We start from the raw sequence: 1,987 nt of genomic DNA, 5'->3' as shown, positions 1-1,987 counted from the left end.
AAGCGCACCGGCGAGATCGAAGCCAAAGCGGCGAACATCGAATGTTTGGGTCGAAATATTCGTAACCCGCAGGTGCAAGTCCCGCCCTCACTGGCGGTGATCTGCCAGCTACGCCCAGTGTCATGGAAGGCGGAACGGAATACCTATATTGGGTCGTAAGCGGACCATTGATCAGTAGGGTATCCAGTGCTCGCGGCCAACGAATTCGAACGATAGACCGGCCGACTGCCCACCAATGCCTTCCAGTCGAGGCCAACAGAAGGTGAAGTCGTAAATGTAAGTTGGCAGAACGAGGTACTTCCTCTTGGCCATGTCGATTACGGCTGTCTTGCGTTCGATGCGCTGCGCCATCCAACTGAGCGATAGATACCGCCCGTCGTCGGTGCAAGCGAAGTTGCAGCCCCAAGCGTAGCCAGGAAGGCTCGGGCCATCATCAACGGCGATCTCATGAAACGAATCGCCGTGGGGCGGCTCGCCGCGATACCAAATCTGGACACGGTGCTCGCTATCAGGGGTCAGGAGCTCAAAATCTCCCATGCCTACGGAAATTGACTTGCCATTTCGAGGCATTTTCACGCATTTCAGGACCATTCCGAATCCATCACCTAGTTGCCATCTTGGTTAGGTCCACTATGGGTCGGAAGCGGACCTAAGACACGCCTTTAGATTCCGTCCTGAATGTCGATCTTTTCGGTCTTTTTGTCCATCGACACAATCCAGTGTGACCGGACCTTTCTATACGCCAGCCTCGCCTACCAAGCGCTCTTCCGGGAAGCCGGCTCGGATGGCGAATTGCTAGACATTCGCGCCCACCTTCAACAACAGCGCGCACTCGGGCATGACACTTTCAGAGCCAAGGTCGAGGCCAAGACCCAACGCTTCGCCGGCATCCAACCTGCCCACCGCCCATCTCGCCATAAATGAACCTGACCCCGTTATTGCTGGAGGCGATCATGGGTGTATAACCGGACTACAGGGTCCGTATCTTCAGTAGGTAAGCGCCTTAAGGTGGCTAAGGGCGACGGTGATTACCATGCGGGTTGACGAGATCTGGCGATATCCTGTCAAGACGATGGCCGGAGAGCGATTGCAGCGTGTCCGCATGGGACAGCTGGGGATCGTGGGCGACCGAATCGTGCACGTTGAAAACGCGGCTGGACGTGTAATCACCTCGCGGACTCATTCGCGTTTTCTTGGCCATAAGGGTGTGCTCGGTCCGGATGGGGAGCCTCTGGTCGATGGCAGGCGATGGGACTCTCCGGAGGTCGCTGCCGATGTTGCGGACATCGCTGGACCTAGCGCGAGGTTGGTCCGCTACCTGGGTGTAGAACGCTTCGACGTCTTGCCGCTATTGGTGGCCACCGATGGGTCGATCGCTGCCTTCGGTCATGACCGTCGACGCTTGCGGCCTAACATCGTAATTGCGGGCGTTGAAGGGTTGACCGAACGTATCTGGCCCGGCTGCTGCCTGCGGATAGGCAAGGTGCTCATTGGTGTCCAAGATCTGCGCCTCCGCTGCATCATGACCTCGTACGATCCGGACACGCTGATGCAAGACAAAGAGATCACCCGTGATATCTATCGCCGCTTCGAGGGCAAGTTGGCACTCAACTGTTTCGTGATCGATCCGGGCTGGATCGCGGTAAATGACGACGTACAACTGGTGCGTGGCCGCGCCTGCATCGAGCCCGCCGACACTGGAGTCTTCGAAGAGCATTCCCGCAGTTAGGTGGCGCTGGCGCCGATACCAAAACAGGGGTCAAAAACAGAGGTCAGAGTGGACTTTCCTCTGGTGACGACGCCGGCGCATAAAAAAAGTGCACTCTGACCCCGGTTTCCAGGCGTACAACGTAGATGCTCCAAACAAGAGAGCACAATACCGACGCAGCGGCTATGACTAGAGGTACTAACGCGTCGCTCTTCGGGCGTGAACCACCATAGAAATACAGGCCGCCGGCCATACAAAGACAAATCAACGCCACAGCCA

General features: G+C 57.0%; 3 protein-coding genes. 2 read left to right on the top strand and 1 reads right to left on the bottom strand.

Annotated elements, in window-relative coordinates; translation table 11 throughout:
- Nucleotides 1–171 precede the first annotated feature (171 nt).
- The gene (locus AC1DMY_RS20815) at nucleotides 172–591 is read right to left on the bottom strand and encodes a hypothetical protein (RefSeq protein ID WP_477166749.1); all 420 of its coding nucleotides are present in this window, start codon (nucleotides 589–591) and stop codon (nucleotides 172–174) included.
- 87 nt (nucleotides 592–678) lie between these two features.
- On the opposite strand from AC1DMY_RS20815, the gene AC1DMY_RS20810 reads away from it, so the two are divergent.
- Both AC1DMY_RS20810 and AC1DMY_RS20805 read left to right on the top strand, forming a co-directional pair.
- Entirely contained in the window at nucleotides 679–924 is a 246-nt protein-coding gene (locus AC1DMY_RS20810; protein ID WP_477166748.1) for a hypothetical protein, read from the top strand.
- A 109-nt stretch (nucleotides 925–1,033) separates the two neighbouring features.
- Nucleotides 1,034–1,729, top strand: a complete 696-nt coding sequence (locus AC1DMY_RS20805; protein ID WP_477166747.1) for an MOSC domain-containing protein — start codon at nucleotides 1,034–1,036, stop codon at nucleotides 1,727–1,729.
- The last annotated feature ends 258 nt before the right edge of the window (nucleotides 1,730–1,987 follow it).

This window comes from Dyella sp. 01L423, assembly GCF_056399945.1.
This window is presented reverse-complemented; position numbering and strand designations above follow the sequence as displayed.

What these genes read in the sequence shown, in the direction of transcription:
- AC1DMY_RS20815 (WP_477166749.1), bottom strand. Translation starts at nt 591, where the DNA reads ATGGTCCTGAAATGCGTGAAAATGCCTCGAAATGGCAAGTCAATTTCC.
- AC1DMY_RS20810 (WP_477166748.1), top strand. Translation starts at nt 679, where the DNA reads ATGTCGATCTTTTCGGTCTTTTTGTCCATCGACACAATCCAGTGTGAC.
- AC1DMY_RS20805 (WP_477166747.1), top strand. Translation starts at nt 1,034, where the DNA reads ATGCGGGTTGACGAGATCTGGCGATATCCTGTCAAGACGATGGCCGGA.